Source organism: Psychrobacter sp. AOP22-C1-C5 (assembly GCF_052378885.1).
Taxonomy (GTDB): Bacteria; Pseudomonadota; Gammaproteobacteria; order Pseudomonadales; family Moraxellaceae; genus Psychrobacter.
In genome coordinates this window covers 135,003-152,603 of the sequence record NZ_JBQSYC010000005.1, presented here as the reverse complement: position 1 = coordinate 152,603, position 17,601 = coordinate 135,003, and the positions used below count along the sequence as shown (strand labels likewise).

Below are 17,601 nucleotides of genomic sequence, written 5' to 3'. Positions count from 1 at the left end.
TATCATGCACTACTGAGATACATTGTCTGTGCTGACCATACCGTTATCGACAAACAATCTCCCATAAAAAAAGACACGCACGGTGTCCTTTTTATCTATTTAGAACGCTATGTTCATTTAACGCTTATCAATGTTTTTATTATCAGAATTTTTAGCTAAAGTGCTGTCTTTTTCTAAGTTCACTTGTGTCTCAGGCTTGTCAGCAACAGGCTGCTCATCTAAGGCAACGTTCTCGGTCAAATAATTACCTGTCGTCAACTGCATCGTCGCTTGCGTATCCTCTGCCGTACGACTACGAGCTTTGTCTAAACTGGACTCGAATGCCCCGCGAATAAGTTGCCAAACAAAACCAACGAATAGGCCCACCACTAGCACGACTAATATCGGTAGCATATTCGTAATCGCACCAGTAGTGTCTTTCATCATAATCGCATAAACCACGCCTATACTGGCCGGTGCAATCACACCAGGATCACCTAGAGCGGTTCCTGGTGCTAATAAAACGGCAAATAGCATCATCCAGCTCATACCGCCTAATGGTCGAGGCAGCATACGAGCGACTAACAACCACAATACCAGTACGATAACGACACCGCCAAGATAGGCATACATGGGTAAGTCGGCGGGTGGTACGTCTTTTACCAGTTGTCCCCACCAAATAGCAATCTCGCCGAGAATATCACTGATGCCTTCTAGCGGTAAGCTATATAAGATATTTTTTAACCAGTCCATGCGCGTTTCTTTACCTGCATTTATAAATGGTGCGACACGTTTTTACGTTTAGTCGTATTCGATACGTCCTGCCATACTACTAATAAGATTGGATATATCGTCAATCTATACGCTTGTCTTCACACTTGATAGGGTGCTAGTTTATCACGACTTCCTAATGAAATGCATGTGACCAAATGTTTAGCAGATTTTTTATGAGTTGCTTTTTATAGAAAGCATCTTATGAGCAGTATTTCTTAATAATGACATTAGTCATAAATATTGTCTTGTGCTTCACGTGCACGTAGTTCTGCTTGACGACGCATGACATCTTGCGGTGGCATCTGCACAAAGTACCCTTGCGACTGTAGCTTTGCCAGCACTTCTTCTTTATCGACACGAGCAAGTGACGACCTGGTCGCCAAATCCAAATGCATGACAAATTCGCTACGACCTAAGCTTGCACGGAAGTCTTTTGGTAAAACGCCCAGCCAATCTTTGAGCTCTTCGGTATCGTCAGGATACTCAGGACGTGCAATATAGACGTACATATCGTTATGTTTCGGGAATTTATAAATATCGCAATGCATAATAATGACCTATCAGAAACTATGGTCATAGGTTAGCATATTTTAGGCAATTATCAGTAGTTGCTTTACGTTTTACCATGAGCAATCGCTTTAAAATTGATGCCATACAGCGGTAGAAGTTACCTAGACAGCATATCTTTGCTTTGACAAATTATGATCGCAAAACCGAGCATTTGCTAAAATTATCCATTTTAATGCTGTTGATGACTTGTAAAAGCGCTTTGAACCTTTCATAATAAAAGCGTTTTTCAGGAGAGAGTTTGTGAGCAAAAACCTCGTACTAGGCTGCATTGGTCGTACGACGTATTAATGGCTACACGACCACCGAAGGCGCATCCACCCTGCCAATCGCTCAGGTAAAAGGACTGAAAAACACATGTCATTATGGTTTCGTTGTCTGCCACCAATCGCGCATGACACACAACCATAAGGCATAACAAATCTGGAGAGTGGTAAGTACGGACGACGTCTTACCCACCGAAGGGGAGAAAATACGCTATCATCGGTTGTAGGTTAAACAATCAAGATGGTTCGTGTTGAAAATCTCAGGTCACAGGACAGATAGGGCTTTTGCTTAAACTGGCGTTCAGCGTCTGTTTGGCTGACGGCTTTATATTTGATTTCTGTGCCACCCTCGGATGTAGTATTTGCACCCTGCAATATTGCTTCTCGCTACTATGATAATGCGCATCAGCCCGTGTACTTTTACTGAGTACAACTGATGTACACATAAGGATTTGTTATGACCGACACTCAAAATACCGCTTCTCAAAATGCACAAAACCAAGCCCCTAAACGTACTCCTCTTTACCAGTCTCACGTCGATAGCGATGGCAAACTGGTGGATTTTTCTGGCTGGGAATTGCCTATTCATTATGGTTCACAAATCGAAGAGCACGAAGCCGTACGTACAGATGCAGGTATGTTTGACGTCTCACACATGGTCGTCACAGACATCGAAGGTACGGATGCCAAAGTATGGCTACAAAAACTACTTGCTAATGATGTCGATAAATTAAAAACCGCAGGCAAAGCGCTGTATTCTGGCATGCTAAATGAGCAAGGCGGCGTCATCGATGACTTGATCGTCTACCTGATGAATGATGAAGCAACAGAATACCGTATCGTCTCAAACGCTGCCACACGTGACAAAGACATGGCACAGTTCCATAAAGTCGCCGAAGGCTTCGACATTGCCATCACCGAGCGTCCAGAGCTTGCCATGCTGGCAGTTCAGGGACCTAATGCCATTGAAAAGTTGGCACAAACCAAACCGAGATGGGCTGAGACACTAACCGCACTAAAGCCGTTTGTTGGTGCTGATTTAACAGACATCGAAGGCAAAGATTGGTTTGTAGCGCGCACTGGCTATACTGGTGAAGATGGTGTCGAAATTATCATGCATGGTGATGATGCGCCTGCGTTCTTTGAACAATTAAAAGCGAGCGGTATTAAACCTGCCGGTCTTGGTGCGCGCGATACCTTGCGTATGGAAGCAGGCATGAACCTTTACGGTCATGACATGGACGAAACCATCAACCCTTATGAATGCAACATGGGTTGGACACTCGCGCTAAAAGATGAGCGTGATTTTGTCGGTCGCGAGGCACTTGTCAGCAAACGCCAACAATCAAAAGATGATAACACTGCTATGAAACAGGTCGGCCTACTACTGACGACGCGCGGCGTGTTACGTGAGGGCATGACTGTGACCATCAATCAAGGCACTGACAATGAGCAGACTGGCATCATTACTAGTGGCACATTCTCACCTAGCCTAAAAAACTCAATCGCCATTGCTCGCGTACCTGCCAGTATATCGGATGACGATATCGTGCAAGTCGACTTACGCGGCAAAGGCAAGTTCGTTGATGTGCGCGTTCTCAAATTACCTTTTGTCCGTAATGGCAAACAGCAGTTTGACTCATAGGCCTTATAAATTCTATTATTAGCCTCGATTGGCCGTAGTTTTCCCTATTTTTTTAATTAACCTCTATTATTTCGGAGAGACATCATGAGCAACATTCCAGCAGAACTAAAGTACATCGCCAGCCACGAGTGGTTACGCTTAGAAGAAGACGGTACTATCACGGTCGGCATCACTGATCATGCTCAAGACCTACTGGGCGACGTGGTATTTGTAGAATTACCAGACGTTGGTGACATCATCGCTGTTGATGATGAAATCTCAGTGGTTGAGTCAGTAAAAGCCGCTTCTGACGTTTATGCACCTATTTCAGGCGAAGTGGTTGAGATCAACGAAGCGCTAGAAGATGATCCTGAAATCATCAACTCTGACCCTTATGGCGAAGGTTGGTTCTTCCGAATCAAGCCTGACAATATCGCTGACTATGAAGCACTGATGACTGCTGATGAGTACGAAAGCGAGCTGTAATCATTGTAATAACAGCTTCACTTCCTATGTTAAAAGCGGTATTTGATTTAAATATCGCTTTTAATATCATTAACCATTACTACAGATACTGGCGTCAGCTGGCATCCACACTTTTTTTTAAAAAATCATTGCCTAATTAACGACTCTCAACTGCTATCTACTTTATTCGTATTACTCACTTGTTGGACTATATTATTGCAGATGTGCAAGCGATAGTGACTCAAGTGGATCACTCAATCACTAGCATGGATCTTAATATGAACCCAAACACTGACAATAAAGACAGTGCTGCGACACCCAATCATACGCCGCAGCTACAAGCGTTTCGTGAAGTGGTAGAGTCCCGCCGTTCAGTACGCCGTTTTACAGACACACCGATCCCTGACGATGTATTAGCAGACTGTCTGCGTCTGGCTATGCTAGCGCCAAACTCTAGCAATCTACAGCCGTGGGAGTTTTATGTGATTGATAGTACTGACAGTCGCAAGCAAGCAGTAAAAAACTGCATGAATCAAAACGCAGCTAAAACCTCAGCCCGCCTAATTGCTATCGTTGCCCGTACCGATATTTGGCACGATCATGCTGAGCAGATCTTGCGTGAATATCCTGATAAGCCAGTTCCAAAAAAAGTTAAAGATTACTACACCAAAGTCGTCGCGATGGATTTTTTGCGAGGTCCCGCCAATGTGGTATCCGCCGCGAAATGGGGCGCAACTCAAGTGGTCAGACGTGTCAAAGGCCCAATAAAATCGCCCTACTACACGTTTGAAGATGTCAAAAACTGGGCGACCAACAACACAGCACTTGCTGCCCAAAACTTAATATTGGCACTGCGCGCTTACGGCTTTGATAGCTGTGCGATGGGTGGGTTTGATGAGCCTGCCATGAAGCAACTATTAGGTTTGGGTGACGACCACCACATTATTATGATGCTTGGCGCAGGCGAGCGTGCTGACAATGGCGTTTACAACACTCAATTTCGTTTTGACCAAGACCAATTCGTGCATTACGTATAGGTCATTATTTTAGTTAATTCCTTTACTACTCCCTTAACCAAGGATTGTCATGACTATCTCTCAAAACCCAACGTTTGATACTTTTCAAGGCTTGTTCAACGAAGCTGAATTTGTTTATCGCCACCTCGGCTCAAATGACACCAAACAAGCAGATTTGCTAAACGCGGTCGGCTATCAGGATATGGTAAGCTTTATCAATGATACTGTGCCTGAGCCAGTACGTTTGCACAAAGAATTGGATCTGCCATTAGCAATGAGTGAGCATGCTGCTCTTGCCAAACTGCGTACCATGGCTGATGACATTACGGTCAATAAAAGCTATATTGGTCAAGGCTACTCACCTGTCCGTATGCCTGCGGTCATTCAGCGCAATGTGCTTGAAAACCCAGGCTGGTACACCGCTTACACTCCTTATCAAGCAGAAATTGCTCAAGGTCGTCTAGAAGCCTTGCTTAACTTCCAACAAGTTTGTATTGATTTAACTGGTCTTGAGCTGGCTGGTGCATCGTTATTAGACGAAGCAACGGCAGCAGCAGAAGCCATGGCCATGTCAAAGCGCGTGAGTAAAAGCAAATCCACGCAGTTTTTTGTTGATGACCGCGTGTATCCACAGACGCTAGATGTCATCAATACTCGTGCCAAATATTTCGGTTGGGATGTCGTCGTTGGTGATTTTGAAACCGCAAAATCAGGCGACTATTTCGGTGCCTTATTTCAATACGTTGGTGTCGAAGGCGATGTTAAAGACTTAACAGACGTCATCAAAGCGGTAAAAGAAAACAAGACATACGTCAGTGTCGTCAGTGACATCATGAGCTTGGTGCTATTAAAATCACCAGCGGAAATGGGCGCAGACGTGGCACTAGGTAGTACCCAGCGCTTTGGTATTCCAATGGGCTTTGGTGGTCCACATGCCGCTTACTTTGCTTTTTCTGATAAAGCCAAGCGTTCTGCTCCTGGTCGTATCATTGGTGTATCAAAAGACGCGCAAGGCAATACGGCGCTACGTATGGCACTACAAACTCGTGAGCAGCACATTCGCCGCGAAAAAGCCAACTCAAACATCTGTACCTCACAAGTATTATTGGCCAACTTAGCAGGTATGTATGCTGTCTATCATGGTCCAAATGGCGTCAAGCGTATTGCCACGCGTATCCATGCATTTGCTACTGCCTTCGCCAAAGTGATCAAAGATGCCAACGATGAAAATTTAAACGTGGTACACGATCAGTTCTTTGATGCGGTCGTTGTGGATTGTGGCTCAGAAAAACTGGCCACACAAATCTTTGAGAACGCGGACAACGTTGGTTACAACTTATGGCGTCTCGGTGACACTAAGCTAAGCGTTGCCTTTAGTGAAACCAGTGATCAGCAAGATTTTAGTGTCTTGACCCAGTTATTTGTTAATCAAGCGCATGACTTACCTGAAACGGCGAGTGTATCGCTTGATAGCGCTCATTTACGTACTGATGACATTTTGACGCATCCAGTATTTAATTCTCATCATACCGAACACGAAATGCTGCGCTACTTAAAGTCGCTTGAAGACAAAGATTTGGCGATGAACCGTAGCATGATTTCACTTGGCAGCTGTACCATGAAGCTTAATGCGACCAGTGAAATGCTACCCATCACTTGGCCTGAGTTTGCCAATGTGCATCCGTTTGCACCGCGCAATCAAGTCACAGGCTACATTGCAATGATTGATAGCTTACAAGACCAGTTAAAAGCTATCACTGGGTTTGACGATGTGTCTATGCAGCCAAACTCTGGGGCGTCAGGTGAGTACGCGGGTCTGCTCGCCATCCGCCGCTATCACGAATCACTTGGCGAAACCAACCGCGATGTTTGCTTGATTCCTCAATCAGCGCACGGCACCAACCCTGCTACCGCTATGATGATGGGCATGCAGGTAATCGTGGTAAAAACCGATGACAACGGTAACGTTGATATCGATGACTTAACAGCCAAATGTAAAGAGCACAGTGAACGTTTAGGCGCTTTAATGATTACCTACCCATCGACGCATGGCGTGTTTGAAGAAGGTATCCGTCATATTTGTGATCTCATTCACAAACATGGCGGCCAAGTCTATATGGATGGTGCTAACATGAATGCTCAGGTAGGCATGATGCAACCTGCCGATGTTGGCGCAGACGTACTCCACATGAACCTGCATAAAACCTTCTGTATCCCGCACGGCGGCGGTGGTCCAGGTATGGGGCCTATTGGTATGAAATCACATTTGGCACCATTTATGGCCAGCCATGTCTTAAGTCCTGTACATAACGCACAAAAAGATTGCTCAGCCGTATCAGCAGCACCGTATGGCTCAGCCAGCATTTTGCCTATATCATGGATGTACATCACCATGATGGGCCGTGATGGTCTGCTAAAAGCCACTGAACTTGCGCTATTGAATGCCAACTACGTGGCCGCTCAGCTTAAAGACCATTACCCTGTTCTGTATACGGGTAAAAACGGCCGCGTTGCTCATGAATGTATCATCGATATTCGCCCGTTAAAAGAAGAGACTGGCATCACGGAAAGCGATATCGCCAAGCGCTTGATGGATTATGGTTTCCACTCACCAACGATGAGTTTCCCAGTCGCAGGCACATTGATGATCGAGCCGACAGAGTCTGAATCTGTTGAGGAATTGGATCGCTTTATCAGTGCATTACAATCAATCAAAGCTGAAGCCATGAAAGCCAAAGCAGGTGAAGATGGCTGGACGCTAGAGGACAACCCATTGGTTAATGCACCGCATACCGCTGCTATGGTAACTAGTGAAGAATGGACGCATCCGTATAGTCGTGATACCGCTGCCTTCCCACTGCCTTACATCCGTGCGAATAAGTTCTGGCCAAGTGTGGCACGTGTCGATGATGCTTATGGCGATAAGAACCTCATGTGTTCTTGCCCTAGTATCGAAAACTATATGTAATCGCCGTTTTACTTAAAAGATAATTTGTATGATATAAAAAACCTCCAAGTCAGCAACTGATTTGGAGGTTTTGTTTCGTGTGTACGTTATCAAAATTTTTCCTATCCATTAGTTTTAACCACCTAACCAACCTTTATCCAAACCACAGTCTATCCAGTTCACTTTTACTTGATCAGTGATATTTGGGTTAGGATAAACAAACGCCGCACCACCAAGATAAAGCTCATCGCCAATTGTATATGGCTTTCCTTCAAACAGTAGCATTTCTTTAGCAGCATCCCATGAAAATGAAGTATCCGCTAATACCAACAACAAAGTGTTGTCTTTCGTCGGCAATCCTTTAATATCCATAGTCAAAGTAAGGCAATTATTAAATTTTGTTAAATAGCCAAGTCCCATAGCCGTAAATCGACCGTTATACTTGGTTGGAGACCAAGTCGCAATTTGCAGAGGCGGTTCAACTACTAACGGCTGGCTCGATTCTATTGTCTTCGGTACGCTTCCTTGAATAAACTCAGGCTTTTCCAACTTTTGACTAACGCATCCTGATAACAAGAGATCCGCTAACATTGAGACAAAAATCCCTAGATGATTTGACAACTCTTACTCCTAAAGCGTTAATATAAGAAGACCATCTATTTGCTTATTATAATAAACAAGCGTCAATAATAAGGCTTATGTTATTACTCACTTGGACATTCTTATGCAACAAAAAGCGCTTAAACATAGAAACCGCGTCATTCTTATACATGGATTGCATCAAACGCCTTGGATTATGCGTCCTCTTGCCAAATGCTTACAAAAGACAGGATTGAAAACTCACCAGTACGGCTACCGCAGTCTACGTGATAATATCAAGACCCATAGCACCCGCCTTAATGAATGGTTAGAACAAAATCACAACCCAGATCAGCCAATCGATCTTGTCGGTCATAGTTTAGGCGGTTTGATTATCCGTGATTTTGTTGCTCGATATCCTGAGTGGCAGATTGGACGCTGCGTCACACTGGGGACGCCGCACGTAGGTAGTATTTGTGCTGATTATATTTGGCGATTAACGCCCGCTGTGGTGGGACGCTCATACATTGATGCGCTAGACGGAACCGTCGCGCCCCTACCGACACACATCACCCTTGGCGTGATTGCTGGCAACTACCCTTATGGCTTGGGACAGGTATTTCTGCAGTATCATAATCGCAAACGGCGTAAGGCGGGCGACCCTTTATTAGAACATCAGCTTGCCCACGACGGCACCGTTTATGTAGAAGAGACTAAAATCGAGGGCGCAAGCGATCATATCGTCCTGCCAGTGTCACATACGGGTATGTTGGTCAATAAGGAAGTCGCCGAACAGGCCTGCTATTTTTTAGAACACGGACACTTTAAACATAAGACACTTGACTAACAAAATCGTTAAAACTTATCAGAGTCTAATACCCATGCCCTGTTGTAACTCTGCTTTATGCGCTTCAATGACAGGAATCAACGTCTGTACGACCCACTCATTGCGCCAACCCTTCAACCCTTGCGGCAGATTGCTTATGTCTTGATCAAAAGCGATCACCTCATAGAGTTGGCTTAGCCATTTTTTACGCATCAATACATTGGCAGGTATACCCATTGCTTCGGCATGCTCATCGATGGCTTGTTGTACCGCTTTTGACAGGATTTTATTTTTTGAGCGATAAGGTGGCAACAAACAAGCTGGATGCTCAGTAGGTGACAGATTTTTTGCGTCTCTTATCACTTTGAGAAGCTCTTCACCGTACAATCGCAACATGCTACGGTGAATCGTGGTTTTGTGTGCCAGCTCCCGCATACTGCTCGGCTTTTCCGTAATAATTTCGCGCACGGCTTGTTTCTTAATCACAAAAGTACGTGGCTGATTGGTCGCACGTGCCAGCCCCTCGCGCCAAGTCGCCACCGCTTTTAGAATTGCCATCTGCTCTGAGGTATATCGATAATCTGCCATCGTTAGGTACATGGCTTCGTCCTCAACCTGCTGGGCTTCATACAAATCACTGGCGTAAAGCTGACAGTCCGCCCACACATAATCAAACAAACCTTGGGCTTTTAGCTTGTTTTCAAGCTGTAAATACAGCGCTGGCAAAAATCGCACATCGTCAATGGCATATTGCTCTTGCTCATTAGACAGCGGGCGTTGTAACCAGTCAGATTGGCTTTGCTCTTTATCAATGTGTATCTCTAACTGATCAGCAAGCCCTTGTTGATAGCCGATTTGCAACTGACCTGTCAAATAAGACAGCGCAATCTGCGTATCAAAAATATTGGTCAATGGCGGGCAACCAGACAACAGATAAAAAATACCCAAGTCCTCGCCGCACGCATGCCAAATAGCGACATCAACTTGACTGAGCGCCTGCCAAAGTTCGTCTAATTGCAATTGCGGCGCATCCAACAGATAAATATGATCGCCCGTATTTAACTGCACTAGTGCTAAGCGCGGATAATACGTATCTCGCTTAATAAATTCGGTATCCAAGGCCACGCGCCCGCACGTGGTCAGCGCAGTAATCACTTCATCCAATTGGTCTTGCTCGCGCACCCAAGTGACGACAGCCTTATCAGCCGTCTCCAGCAATGCTTCAATATCTATTTCTGAAGACACATTCACTGTTTTATTAGCCATTGAGTCATCAGTATTATCAGAGTGGTCTTGTTGAGGGTTTGAAGCGTTGACAGCATGATTGGACACGGGCAGATACCTGCATAAATAAAAGTAGATAAAACACTAGATAGCGTCTTAATAAAAAGGAATAAAAAAAACAATAGCACTATTATAACAATATCACGTCATAAAATAGACCAGACTTCGATTTTATAAAAATACTATAAAAAAGAGCGATTTTGCATGGCTTGACCAAGCGTCATACTATCAAGATACTCAAGTTCACCGCCCATCGGTACACCTTGTGCTAAACGCGTAACTTTACCGACATGACGACCGACTGCTTCACTGATAAAATGCGCAGTGGTCTGTCCCTCGACAGTGGTGCCTGTTGCCAGTATCAACTCTGCAACTGGTTCTTGTTTGACTCGCCAGACCAGCTGATCTATATTTAAGTCATCCGCACTAATACCATCAATGGGCGATAGATGACCACCCAAAACAAAATAGCGGCCGCGATAACCTGCGGTTTGTTCAATCGCCATGACATCTGCTGCTGTTTCAACCACGCATAGAAGTCCGTCATCACGCCTAGGATCTTGACAAAGAGGACACACTTCCTCGTCACTAAAGCTATGACAACGCTGGCACTCGACGATATCTCGCATCGCCTCATCAAGTGCTTGAGCAAGCGCAATTCCTTGCGGACGTTTTTTGGTGAGCAAGTGTAGCGCCATACGTTGGGCGCTTTTTTGGCCCACACCCGGCAACACACGCAGCTGTTTGACCAGCTGATCAAATTTGGCTGTCAGCAAAGTTACTTCCTTTATTTGTAAACCGTAGCTATAAAAATGGGGTCGTATCATGCCGATAACAACCCCATTTTTGTCTTCAAAATACAGTATTTAGTGCTTAGAACATGCCTTGCATGCCTGGTGGTAGACCCATACCTGAAGTCGCTCCAGCCATGGTTTCTTCGTATAGCTCATCTGCTTGGCGAACCGCATCATTGATGGCAGCAGCGATTAGATCTTCAATCATGTCTGGCTCATCTTCTAGCAAGCTTGGATCGATGGTCAAACGCTTGACCACATGACGACCAGTCATCGTTACTTTTACTAGACCGCTGCCCGCTTCTGCTTGTACTTCTTTATTCGCCAGCTCTTTTTTGGCGTTTTCGACGTTTGCTTCTACTTTCTTTTGCATCGTTTGGGCTTGTTGCATCAATGCTTGAATATTCATAACTGCCTCTTTGTCTTTTATAGTAGTGAGTAATTATTGATAACGTAAAGTTAATGCGTTGACGGTGATTATACCGTTATCTTTATAAACTGTCTAAACCACGTGCCAAATCTTTGATAATATCTTCTATGTCTTCCAAACCCACCGACAAACGAATCAAACCATCATTGACGCCAGCTTCTGCACGAGCTTCAGGCGTCAAGCGAAAGTGAGTGGTGGTCGCAGGATGAGTGATCGTGGTTTTGGCGTCGCCAAGATTATTGGTGATAGAAATCATTTGTGTGGAGTCAATCACATGCCAAGCAGCAGTTTTTGAATCGTGGCCATCAGATGACTTGATCTCAAAGCCCATGATAGCACCATATGCGCCTTTCATATGATGTTGACGTGTGGCAACTTCATGCGACATATGATCGCTCAAACCTGAAAAATGCACCATGCTGACATTGGGATGATTGACCAAAAATTCTGCCACTTGGTTGGCGTTATCACAATGCGCTTGCATACGCAATTTAAGCGTCTCAAGCCCTTTGGTAAATACCCAAGCATTAAAAGGGCTCATACTGATACCGCCTGAACGTACCACCGTAAAGGCTTCTTGCATCAACTTATCGCTACCTACAAGCGCTCCGCCTAATACGCGACCCTGTCCATCTAAGTACTTAGTAGCAGAATGAATGACGATATCAGCGCCCAAGTCCAGCGGCCGTTGCAGCGCTGGCGTGGCAAAGCAGTTGTCAACCACCAGCAATATGTCGTTGGCCTTGCATAATTGACTTAAATAACCGATATCACAAATCTGCGCCAATGGATTGCTCGGGCTTTCGCAATAAATCACTTTGGTGTTTGGTTGAACTGCCTTTGCCCAAGCGTCATTATCGAAGCAATCAACATAGCTGACTTCAACGCCATACTTGACCATGTAATTATTAAACAAACCAATGGACGAGCCAAAAAGCTGATTGGCAGCCAATAAATGATCACCTGCCTTTAGATACGCCAAGCACATGGTCAAAATCGCCCCCATACCCGAGGCTGTTGCTACTGCACGCTCACCATTTTCGAGCGCAGCTAAACGGCGCTCAAAAGTGCGCACACTTGGGTTGGTATGGCGCGAGTAGACATTGCCCGTTTTGGTACCATCAAAATGTGCGGCGGCGTCAGCGGCTGAGTGATACACATAAGAGCTGGTGGTAAAAATAGGTTCTGAATGTTCGCCCTCATCAGTACGATGTTGGCCTGCGCGTACGGCAATGGTCTGCATGCCGTAATCCAGCCCTAAATCTAAGGCATCATTGCGCCAGTTTGGATCTAATGGATTAATATTATTCTCATCATGCGTTTGCGACTGACTCATAAATCTTCCGTTACTCTGATGGGTATTGAAATAACTGCTTATTTTTTTGATTATCAAGCTAGGGCATGTCCTCATGCACCAGCGTTATCATAACATGTCAACTTATTCTAAACAGCCGATTTCAGATGATTGCCAAATGAATCACTGAATCTCGTAAAAATAACGTATTTATAATAGGCACAGATAACGACAGCTGCTAAGCTTAGCGGCGATTTGAATTTTGCCTTAGGCGGTATTATCATAAGCCTCTTAATCAGTGCTATCATCTGCAAAACGGACTGTAAGCACAAGCGCGTTTTTAACAACTTAATTCATTATATAAAGGCTCACTAAGGTCATTCATTTATGTCGATGTTCAGTATAGAACCTAGCAACTTATCGTTGAGCCTAGCACTTGGACTTACCTTAGGTCTTAGTGGGTGTCAGATTTTACCAAAGCAGCCGCATTTACCCGAGAGCGTAGCGTTAACAGAACGCGTGGCTGCCTTATATCAGCCTGAAGACAGCCAAAACGTCGGACAAAGTGAAACGGCGCCAACCAACAATACCGATTTGGTCGCCGCTATCAGCGAGCAGAACGATATTCACCCTGAATTGTCAGGCTATCATCCTATCGTGACGGGTGCCAATGCCTTTGCGTCCCGTAGTATCTTAACTGATATGGCCACACGCAATATTGATGCACAATATTATATTTGGCACAACGATCAAGCCGGTCAGCTACTATTGAGAGATTTGTGGAAAGCGGCTGAACGTGGGGTGATTGTGCGCTTATTATTGGATGATTTTAATAATAATGCCGAATTTGATCAGCATTTATTGCGTTTTGCTAGTCACCCAAATATTGCGGTACGTATCATCAATCCTTTGGTTCACCGTAAGCTGCAAACATTGAATTATGTCACAGGATTGCCACGTATTAATCGACGCATGCATAATAAAAGCATGACTTTTGATAAGCAAATCACCATCATTGGTGGACGCAATATTGGCAATGAGTATCTAAGTAATGACCAAAACAGTCAATTTGCAGACTTGGACGTTCTACTTATTGGTAAAGTCGTCGCAGACATTGACAACAGTTTTGCGAGCTACTGGTCATCATCCTTATCCTTCGATATCGAAACCTTGGTCACAGCAGACGAAAATACAACGACTGACTTCTTAGAAGGGCTAGACAAGCTTGGCCCAGAAGATAAAAGTGCCGATAGTAGTGATTTGACGGTTTACAAAGCGGCTCTAGAAGAATCCACTATTGATAAGGATTTAATTAATAAGCGCGTGCCGTTTCGCTGGACTGACATGCAATTTTTGAGTGATGATGTTGGCAAACTGACTAAAACCGTCCCATCTGAAACCAATTTGGTACATCAGCTGCGCACTTTGTTAGGCAGTCCAACCAAACAGCTAACCATTATCTCTTCGTATTTTGTACCGACCAAAAATGGGGTCAATACATTGGTACAACTGGCTGAATCTGGTATTGACATCAAAATTTTGACCAATTCATTTGATGCGACTGATGTGACCGCTGTCCACTCTGGTTATATCCAATGGCGTCCTATTCTGCTTCGTGCTGGTGTCAAAATCTATGAGCTAAAATCGACGGCTTCTGAAGAAAAACGTGAAAACAAGCTGTGGAAAGCTCGCAGTCAATCTTCGACCAGCTTACATGCCAAGACTTTTGCGGTTGATGATTACCAGGTCTTTATTGGTTCCTACAATGTCGACCCTCGTTCTGCCAATATCAACACCGAAATGGGCGTAATTATCAATGATGATCAACTGGCAAAACAGTTGCATGGTGCGCTTAGTGATGATTTATTGAACCAAGCTTACGAAGTCAAGATATCAGACAATGGCAAACTGCAATGGCACACCATGGAAGATGATAAAAAGGTGGTCTATGACTCGGAGCCGCGCGTTGATATAAGCGATCATGTTTGGCTGACTATCATGTCATGGCTACCTATTGACTGGCTACTATAGCAGTTACACTCAAAACTTTCAAAATGCGCATTTATTGATGTTTAACCGGCATCAGAGTATTTAAAGTAGTCACTTTTAAAGGATGCATTCTTCATTAGAGTGCTTGTTTTTTTTGACGGTTTTTTTGCTCAGTATTTTTATTTTTTCGACAAATCATTAGCTATTTGTACTGATTTGTCGTTTTTTATTATAGCCAGTTATTTCGACAATAATTGGCTTAACGAGCACTTCTATATGTGGATGCGCAACTTACTATGCCTTCTCGTTCTCAATATGCCTTAATGTCCTCCAAAGACAGAAATACCTTACTGTTCATATGTTTTAGCAGCGCAGTTGCGTTTTTCGATTTTCTGATTTATTTGTATATTTCAGATATTGTGGTGGCCGCTTTTTTCCCTGCTAATGCCAACCCTACTGTTGCAAGACTTCAAGGACTTGGAATCTTTGCCATTGGTTATCTGGCGCGTCCACTTGGCGGCATTATTTTTGGGCGTTACGGTGATATTAAGGGTCGAAAACCCGTGCTACTGATCAGTATGTTGGTCACAATAGCCAGCTTATTGGCGATGGCATTACTACCAACGTACGCGGAATGGGGGTTGATTGCGCCTGCTTTGTTTATTACATTGCGATTGATACAAGGTATTGCCTTTGGACTTTATGCGCCACTTGCTTGGGTTTTTGTCGCAGAGCATGTTCCGCGCCAGTATTTATCAGTAGCCTGTAGCTATGTCACTGCCAGTTTTTATGTAGGTGTATTATTCTCTAACGCTTTTTTTCTTTGGCTGACCAATACCATGACGCCTGAGCAGTTGGCCGATTACGGTTGGCGCTTACCATTTCTCATTGGGGCAGTCTTAAGTCTCTTGCCCTTATTAGTATGGCGCTGGATAGATGAGTCACCATTTTTTATTGAAATGAAGAATTCAAAACCAAGCGATTATGTGATTAAACCATTCAGCTTGATTCTTAAGCATTGCAAACATTCAATATTTATCGGTATGGTGCTGACGACAATTATTTCTAGCATAACGACTGTCGTTATACTTTTACTGCCTGATTTGATTGAATTGCGTTTTACACTAGACAGAGATTTATTTGGGTTCTCTCACAGCCTGGGTATCGTTTTCATGATTTTTGGTTGTGTGTTTTATGGAATAATATCAAACCATCAAAACTTTGGTAAGATTTTGGCGATCGGTTCTACCCTTCTAATCGTCCAGATATTTGCCTTCTTTTATCATTTACAATCAAGCGGCGACTACATTTTAATCATGTATGCGCTTTTAGGTTTTAGTGCGGGCATTGTTGGCATGATACCCGCTATTCTCGTACAGTTGTTTCCAACCAATGTGCGACTCACTGGAATCGCTTTTTGTTATAATATGGCCTACGGTATCGTGGGGGTATTGGTGCCGTTTGGGCTTGGCTATGCCACTCTGTATGTGAGCTTCTCACCAGCTCTCTATATTGCATTCATCGGTTTTGTTGGCATCATAATGGGCATTTACTTTTATAATTTGCCCGAATTTAAAAAGATTGATCACGTTATTTAGTGAGTAGCTGACCTGTGCTCCTATATTAATTAAGCATCAAATATGTCGTACATCGATTCAATATAAGGGGCGCTTTCATTTGACGCCCCTTATTTTTTTCCAAACCACGTTCACGTTAAGATTCAAACATTCTAATATTAAGGCCTAACAACCATGGTTGATATGACCAACAAACGACTCTCTGTAGCGCCGATGATCGATTGGACCACAACTGATTATAGATATTTTGCGCGGCTGTTTAATCCGCATACTTATCTTTATACTGAGATGATTAGTACTGGTGCGCTGATACATGGCAATCGTGCACGCCATCTGCGCTTTGATACGCTTGAGCATCCCATTGTATTGCAACTTGGCGGAGCGGATATAACCGAAATGACCCAATGTGCAGAATTTGCTCAGCAACATGGTTATGATGAAGTCAATATCAATGTTGGCTGCCCCTCTGACCGTGTTCAACACAATAAAATTGGTGCGTGTCTCATGGCAGAGCCTGCTACTGTTGCAGGCTTAGTCAAACACATGCAAGCGGCTGTCGATATTCCTGTGACGGTAAAACATCGTATTGGTATTGATGATTTTGATAGTTATGAGTTTATGGTAGATTTTGTACAAACAGTAGCCGCAGCGGGCTGCACACGTTTTATTGTCCATGCACGGACCGCTTGGTTACAAGGTCTTAGTCCCAAACAAAACCGCGAAATACCGCCATTACGTTACGAAGATGTCTATCGCCTCAAACAAGACTTCCCAACACTTGATATCGAGATCAATGGTGGTATCGAGACTATCGAAGATATCAAAGCACATTTACAGCACGTAGATGGTGTCATGATCGGACGAGCGTTTTATCACAATCCTTATTTGCTGGCAGAAGCTAACAGCTTGTGGGGCGAGCCCGCACCTAAGCGATCAGAGATTTTAGAGCAACTATATCCATACCTAGAAGCACAAATCGCAAAAGGTGAAGCGTTACCAACAATGACTCGCCATTATCTGGGTCTGTTTCAAGGATTGACAGGGGCACGTAAGTGGCGTCAAGCCCTTAGTGGCAAGCCTCAGTTGACGATTGAAGACATTAAACGAGCAGCAGATGATGTTTTGATGTTAAATCCTGATGCCTAGCTGACGTTCTCACTGTCATTCACCAACCCTACTTCCCACAGATA

General features: G+C 44.2%; 15 protein-coding genes and 2 riboswitches. Of the genes, 8 read left to right on the top strand and 7 right to left on the bottom strand.

Annotation, left to right across the window (positions count from 1 at the left end):
- Positions 1-117: 117 nt before the first annotated feature.
- Positions 118-732 (bottom strand): hypothetical protein, encoded by a 615-nt coding sequence (locus tag ACT3TH_RS08905; protein ID WP_444755494.1) that lies wholly within the window; start codon positions 730-732, stop codon positions 118-120.
- Positions 733-980: 248 nt separating this feature from the next.
- The gene (locus tag ACT3TH_RS08900) at positions 981-1,301 is read right to left on the bottom strand and encodes a YcgL domain-containing protein (RefSeq protein WP_444755493.1); all 321 of its coding nucleotides are present in this window, start codon (positions 1,299-1,301) and stop codon (positions 981-983) included.
- A gap of 239 nt (positions 1,302-1,540) precedes the next feature.
- Positions 1,541-1,679: riboswitch (glycine riboswitch) on the top strand.
- A gap of 54 nt (positions 1,680-1,733) precedes the next feature.
- A riboswitch (glycine riboswitch) is annotated at positions 1,734-1,872 on the top strand.
- 171 nt (positions 1,873-2,043) lie between these two features.
- Here ACT3TH_RS08900 and gcvT point away from each other — a divergent pair.
- The 4 genes from gcvT to gcvP all read left to right on the top strand — a co-directional run bounded on the left by gcvT (position 2,044) and on the right by gcvP (position 7,659).
- Complete coding sequence (gene gcvT / locus ACT3TH_RS08895; protein WP_444755492.1) at positions 2,044-3,231, top strand: glycine cleavage system aminomethyltransferase GcvT; 1,188 nt, start codon at positions 2,044-2,046, stop codon at positions 3,229-3,231.
- Positions 3,232-3,315: 84 nt separating this feature from the next.
- Positions 3,316-3,696, top strand: coding sequence for a glycine cleavage system protein GcvH (gene gcvH / locus ACT3TH_RS08890; protein WP_444755491.1), 381 nt, complete (start codon positions 3,316-3,318; stop codon positions 3,694-3,696).
- A 257-nt stretch (positions 3,697-3,953) separates the two neighbouring features.
- Positions 3,954-4,712, top strand: a complete 759-nt coding sequence (locus ACT3TH_RS08885) for a nitroreductase family protein (protein WP_444755490.1) — start codon at positions 3,954-3,956, stop codon at positions 4,710-4,712.
- 49 nt (positions 4,713-4,761) lie between these two features.
- On the top strand, positions 4,762-7,659 hold the full coding sequence (gene gcvP, locus ACT3TH_RS08880) for an aminomethyl-transferring glycine dehydrogenase (RefSeq protein ID WP_444755489.1): 2,898 nt from the start codon (positions 4,762-4,764) through the stop codon (positions 7,657-7,659).
- Between the two features lie 114 nt (positions 7,660-7,773).
- On the opposite strand, the gene ACT3TH_RS08875 is transcribed toward gcvP, so the two are convergent.
- Positions 7,774-8,259, bottom strand: a complete 486-nt coding sequence (locus ACT3TH_RS08875; RefSeq protein WP_444755488.1) for a hypothetical protein — start codon at positions 8,257-8,259, stop codon at positions 7,774-7,776.
- A gap of 103 nt (positions 8,260-8,362) precedes the next feature.
- Between ACT3TH_RS08875 and ACT3TH_RS08870 the strand changes: the two genes are divergently transcribed.
- Positions 8,363-9,064, top strand: coding sequence for an esterase/lipase family protein (locus ACT3TH_RS08870; RefSeq protein ID WP_444755487.1), 702 nt, complete (start codon positions 8,363-8,365; stop codon positions 9,062-9,064).
- An 18-nt stretch (positions 9,065-9,082) separates the two neighbouring features.
- Here the strand turns inward: ACT3TH_RS08870 and ACT3TH_RS08865 are convergent, their stop codons facing one another.
- From ACT3TH_RS08865 to ACT3TH_RS08850, 4 genes are all read right to left on the bottom strand, one after another.
- Positions 9,083-10,375 (bottom strand): ribonuclease D, encoded by a 1,293-nt coding sequence (locus ACT3TH_RS08865; protein ID WP_444755486.1) that lies wholly within the window; start codon positions 10,373-10,375, stop codon positions 9,083-9,085.
- Between the two features lie 134 nt (positions 10,376-10,509).
- Positions 10,510-11,103 carry a recombination mediator RecR gene (gene recR / locus ACT3TH_RS08860; RefSeq protein WP_444755485.1) on the bottom strand — a complete coding sequence of 198 codons (594 nt, stop codon included), beginning with the start codon at positions 11,101-11,103 and terminating at the stop codon, positions 10,510-10,512.
- Positions 11,104-11,200: 97 nt separating this feature from the next.
- Entirely contained in the window at positions 11,201-11,530 is a 330-nt protein-coding gene (locus ACT3TH_RS08855) for a YbaB/EbfC family nucleoid-associated protein (RefSeq protein WP_025651278.1), read from the bottom strand.
- An 82-nt stretch (positions 11,531-11,612) separates the two neighbouring features.
- Positions 11,613-12,887 carry an O-succinylhomoserine sulfhydrylase gene (locus ACT3TH_RS08850; protein WP_444755484.1) on the bottom strand — a complete coding sequence of 425 codons (1,275 nt, stop codon included), beginning with the start codon at positions 12,885-12,887 and terminating at the stop codon, positions 11,613-11,615.
- A 345-nt stretch (positions 12,888-13,232) separates the two neighbouring features.
- Here ACT3TH_RS08850 and ACT3TH_RS08845 point away from each other — a divergent pair, with 345 nt between their 5' ends.
- From ACT3TH_RS08845 to dusA, 3 genes are all read left to right on the top strand, one after another.
- On the top strand, positions 13,233-14,876 hold the full coding sequence (locus ACT3TH_RS08845; RefSeq protein ID WP_444755483.1) for a phospholipase D family protein: 1,644 nt from the start codon (positions 13,233-13,235) through the stop codon (positions 14,874-14,876).
- 254 nt (positions 14,877-15,130) lie between these two features.
- On the top strand, positions 15,131-16,432 hold the full coding sequence (locus ACT3TH_RS08840) for an MFS transporter (protein WP_444755482.1): 1,302 nt from the start codon (positions 15,131-15,133) through the stop codon (positions 16,430-16,432).
- 153 nt (positions 16,433-16,585) lie between these two features.
- The gene (gene dusA / locus ACT3TH_RS08835) at positions 16,586-17,557 is read left to right on the top strand and encodes a tRNA dihydrouridine(20/20a) synthase DusA (RefSeq protein WP_444755481.1); all 972 of its coding nucleotides are present in this window, start codon (positions 16,586-16,588) and stop codon (positions 17,555-17,557) included.
- Positions 17,558-17,601 lie beyond the last annotated feature (44 nt).

Excerpts from the sequence above, each read along its gene's own strand:
- dusA (WP_444755481.1), top strand. The coding sequence starts at position 16,586 with ATGGTTGATATGACCAACAAACGACTCTCTGTAGCGCCGATGATCGAT.
- ACT3TH_RS08840 (WP_444755482.1), top strand. The coding sequence starts at position 15,131 with ATGCCTTCTCGTTCTCAATATGCCTTAATGTCCTCCAAAGACAGAAAT.
- ACT3TH_RS08870 (WP_444755487.1), top strand. The coding sequence starts at position 8,363 with ATGCAACAAAAAGCGCTTAAACATAGAAACCGCGTCATTCTTATACAT.
- ACT3TH_RS08855 (WP_025651278.1), bottom strand. The coding sequence starts at position 11,530 with ATGAATATTCAAGCATTGATGCAACAAGCCCAAACGATGCAAAAGAAA.
- gcvH (WP_444755491.1), top strand. The coding sequence starts at position 3,316 with ATGAGCAACATTCCAGCAGAACTAAAGTACATCGCCAGCCACGAGTGG.
- gcvP (WP_444755489.1), top strand. The coding sequence starts at position 4,762 with ATGACTATCTCTCAAAACCCAACGTTTGATACTTTTCAAGGCTTGTTC.
- ACT3TH_RS08885 (WP_444755490.1), top strand. The coding sequence starts at position 3,954 with ATGAACCCAAACACTGACAATAAAGACAGTGCTGCGACACCCAATCAT.
- ACT3TH_RS08845 (WP_444755483.1), top strand. The coding sequence starts at position 13,233 with ATGTCGATGTTCAGTATAGAACCTAGCAACTTATCGTTGAGCCTAGCA.
- ACT3TH_RS08900 (WP_444755493.1), bottom strand. The coding sequence starts at position 1,301 with ATGCATTGCGATATTTATAAATTCCCGAAACATAACGATATGTACGTC.
- gcvT (WP_444755492.1), top strand. The coding sequence starts at position 2,044 with ATGACCGACACTCAAAATACCGCTTCTCAAAATGCACAAAACCAAGCC.
- ACT3TH_RS08905 (WP_444755494.1), bottom strand. The coding sequence starts at position 732 with ATGGACTGGTTAAAAAATATCTTATATAGCTTACCGCTAGAAGGCATC.
- ACT3TH_RS08850 (WP_444755484.1), bottom strand. The coding sequence starts at position 12,887 with ATGAGTCAGTCGCAAACGCATGATGAGAATAATATTAATCCATTAGAT.